The following is a 3,411-nucleotide window of genomic DNA, read 5'->3' as shown; positions in this document are numbered from 1 at the left end:
ATGAAGTCACCCAAGAACTCTTGAAGCAGGCTAAGGGAGGGCGAGGAAGGAGTTTTGGGTAAAGCCCTGGTGTATGGGATTGACGGAAAAGTGAAAAAACATTATCATTAGCCCGTGAAGGCCCTGGAGGTCCGCGCCCTTTCCGTCCGCTTCGGGGAGTTCTGGGCCCTGGAGGGGGTGGATCTGGAGGTGCCCGAAGGGGCTTTCGTGGCCATCGTGGGCCCCAACGGGGCGGGGAAGAGCACCCTCTTAAAGGCCCTTCTCGGCCTCGTGCCCTACCAGGGGGAGGTCCGCCTTTGGGGCAGGCCCCCTAAGGCGGTGGACCCCCTTTGGCTGGGGTACGTGCCCCAGATCAAGGCCTTTGACCGCACCTTCCCCGCCTTGGCCATAGAGCTCGTGGCCACGGGGCTCCTCCGCCGCTGGCCCTTCCGCCTCCCTTCCTGGGCGCGGCAGAGGGCCCTGGAGGCCCTGAGGCGGGTGGGGGCGGAGGCCCTGGCGGAAAGGCCTTTGGGGCGGCTTTCCGGGGGGCAGCTCCAACGGGTCTACCTGGCCCGGGCCTTCGTCCGCAGGCCCAGGCTCCTCCTCCTGGACGAGCCCGCCACCGGGATAGACCGGGCGGGGGAGGTGGACCTTTACCGCCACCTCGAGGCCTACCAGGCGGAAACGGGGGCCACGGTGCTCATGATCACCCACGACTGGGAGGCGGCCCACCACGCCAGCCATGTCCTGGTCCTGAACCGCCGGGTTATCGGCTTTGGCCCGCCGGAAAGGGCCCTTTCCGAGGAGTGCCTGCGCCGTGCCTTCGGCCACCTGGGCCACGCCCATGGCCTCTTCGTGGGGGGAAGCGGTGCTTGAGGCCTTAAGCTACCCCTTCTTCCAGCGGGCCCTTTTGGCGGGGCTTTGGGTGAGCCTCTTGGCCGGGCTCCTTTCGCCTTTCGTGGTGCAAAGGCGCCTCTCCTTCCTGGGGGACGGCCTGGCCCACGCCGCCTTCGCCGGGGTGTCCCTGGGGCTTTTCCTGCGGGGGGAGCCCCTTTGGTTCGCCCTTCCCTTCACCTTCCTGGTGGCCATGGCCATCACCTTCGTGCGGGAGAGGACCGAGCTTTCCGAGGACACCGCCATCGGGGTCTTCTTCGCCCTTTCCGTGGCCTTGGGGGCGGTCTTCCTGGCCAAGGCCAAGGGGTACGTGGGGGACGCCATGAGCTACCTCTTCGGTTCCCTTTTGGCGGTAGGCCGGGAGGACCTCTACGCCCTTGGGGCCCTCTCCCTCCTCGCCCTGGGGTTTTTGCCCCTTTGGGGGGCTTTGGCCTACGCCACCTTGGACCGGGAGCTGGCCTTGGCGGACCGCCTGCCCGCGGTCTTCCACGACTACCTTCTTTCCGGCTTCCTCGCCGTGAGCCTGGTCCTGGCGGTGAAGGTGGTGGGGGTCCTTTTGGTGGCCGCTTTCCTGGTCATCCCCGGGGCCACGGCCCGGCTCCTTTCCGCCACCTTTTCCGGGCTTACCCTCCTTTCCCTCCTCTTCGCCCTCCTCTCCACCCTTTTGGGGCTTGCCCTTTCCTTCCTCTGGGACCTCCCCAGCGGGGCCAGCGTGGTTTTGGTGCAGGCGGGGTTCTTTGCCCTGGCCTTCACAAAGTCCCTATTTTCGCACGGGAAATAGCAGTATACTGGAGGCATGTGGGTTTCCACGAAGGCCCAGTACGGCCTGAGGGCCCTGGTGGAGATCGGCCTCCGCGCTCCCCAAGCCGTGCCCCTCAAGGAGGTGGCGGAGGCCCAGGGCATCAGCCAGCACTACCTGGAGCAGATCGCCGCCCAGCTCCGCCGGGCGGGCTTCATCCGCTCCGTGCGGGGGGCCAAGGGGGGGTACCGCTTGGCCCGGCCCCCCGAGAAGGTGACGGCCTTAGAGGTGGTGGAGGCCCTGGAGGGAAGCCTGGCCCCCGTCTCCTGCATTGAGGACCCGGAGACCTGCGCCAAGGTGGGCCAGTGCTCCACCGAGGTCCTCTGGCGGCGGGTGGACCTGGCCATCCGCCAGGTCCTGGGGGGGACCACCCTCAAGGACCTCATTGAGGAGCGGAGGCTCATAGAGGCCCGCCGCCTGGTCCCCCTCCAGGCGGGGTAGGCTAGGAGGCGTGGGCGGCGTCTACCTAGATTACGCGGCCACCACCCCCCTGGACCCCGAGGTGCGGGAGGCCATGCGGGGGGTGGAGGAGGTCTTCGGCAACCCCTCCAGCATCCACCGCTTCGGCCAGGAGGCCAGGCGGGTCTTGGAAGGGGCGCGGGAGAAGGTGGCCTCCCTCCTGGGGGCGAGGCCTAGGGAGGTGGTCTTCACCGCCTCGGGCTCCGAGGCCAACGCCTTGGCCCTTCTCGGGGTGGCCTTGGCCAAGGGGCGGGGCCACGTGGTGAGCACCCAGGTGGAGCATTCCTCCGTCCTTGGGGCTTTGCGGCTTTTAGAGCGGCTAGGCTTCGCCGTGACCCGGCTCAAGCCGGACCGCTTCGGCCTCGTCTACCCCGAGCAGGTGGCGGAGGCCCTGCGGGAGGACACCTTCTTGGTGAGCGTCATGGCCGCCAACAACGAGGTGGGGACCCTTTACCCCCTAAGGGAGATCGCCCAGGTGGTTCGCGGGCGGGGCGTCCTCTTCCACACGGACGCGGTGCAGGCGGTGGGGCACGTGCCCTTCCGGATGGACGAGGTGGGGGCGGACCTGGTCTCCTTGAGCGCCCATAAGTTCTACGGGCCCAAGGGGATCGGGGCTCTCCTTGTGCGCCAGGGGGTGGACCTGGTTCCCCTGGTCCCAGGAAGCCAGGAGGGGGGAAGGCGAGGGGGGACGCCAAGCCCCGCCCTGGCCTGGGGGATGGCGGTGGCCCTGGAGAAGGCCCTGAGGCTCCTTCCCGAGGAGGCCCCCCGCCTTAGGGCCTTAAGGGACCGCCTCGAGGCGGGCCTCCTCGCCGTGCCCGGGGTGGAACGAAACGGCCACCCCCAAAACCGCCTTCCCCACCTCGCCCACGTCACCGTGAAGGGGGCGGACGGGGAGGCGCTTCTTCTCGCCATGGACCTCTTGGGGGTGGCGGTCTCCTCGGGCTCGGCCTGCTCCGCGGGGAGCCTCGAGCCCTCCCACGTCCTCTTGGCCTTGGGCCGCCCCCCCAAGGAGGCCAAGGCCTCCTTGCGCTTCTCCTTAGGCCGCTTCACCACGGAGAAGGAGGTGGACCGGGCGGTGGCGGCCTTCCGGGAGGCGGTGGAGCGGGCTCGAGGCTAAGTACCCCGCCGTGGCTTTCGCCACGGCGGGGACCCCTCACGGCCCAGGCGGGCGCTTAGGCCTTCTTGGTGAACTCGTCCCTTAGCTCCCGCCTCAGGATCTTCCCCACGCTGGACTTGGGGAGGCTTTCCCGGAACTGGATGATGCGGGGCACCTTGTAGGC

4 protein-coding genes are annotated in these 3,411 nt (G+C 68.5%); all 4 read left to right on the top strand.

Annotation, left to right across the window (positions count from 1 at the left end; all coding sequences use genetic code 11):
* Positions 1-114: 114 nt before the first annotated feature.
* Genes IEX93_RS11305 through IEX93_RS11290 form a run of 4 tightly spaced genes read left to right on the top strand, consistent with a single transcriptional unit; the run spans position 115 to position 3,248 of the window.
* Positions 115-855, top strand: coding sequence for a metal ABC transporter ATP-binding protein (locus IEX93_RS11305; RefSeq protein WP_188848286.1), 741 nt, complete (start codon positions 115-117; stop codon positions 853-855).
* Positions 848-1,654 carry a metal ABC transporter permease gene (locus IEX93_RS11300; protein WP_188848285.1) on the top strand — a complete coding sequence of 269 codons (807 nt, stop codon included), beginning with the start codon at positions 848-850 and terminating at the stop codon, positions 1,652-1,654. The genes IEX93_RS11305 and IEX93_RS11300 overlap by 8 nt, the downstream gene beginning before the upstream one ends.
* Positions 1,655-1,669: 15 nt before the next feature.
* On the top strand, positions 1,670-2,113 hold the full coding sequence (locus IEX93_RS11295) for an RrF2 family transcriptional regulator (protein ID WP_188848284.1): 444 nt from the start codon (positions 1,670-1,672) through the stop codon (positions 2,111-2,113).
* 10 nt (positions 2,114-2,123) lie between these two features.
* Complete coding sequence (locus IEX93_RS11290) at positions 2,124-3,248, top strand: cysteine desulfurase family protein (RefSeq protein WP_188848283.1); 1,125 nt, start codon at positions 2,124-2,126, stop codon at positions 3,246-3,248.
* Positions 3,249-3,411 lie beyond the last annotated feature (163 nt).

Source organism: Thermus composti, assembly GCF_014647535.1.
Lineage (GTDB): Bacteria > Deinococcota > Deinococci > Deinococcales > Thermaceae > Thermus > Thermus composti.
Note: the sequence above shows the minus strand (reverse complement) of the source record. Positions and strands in the feature narration are given on the sequence as shown.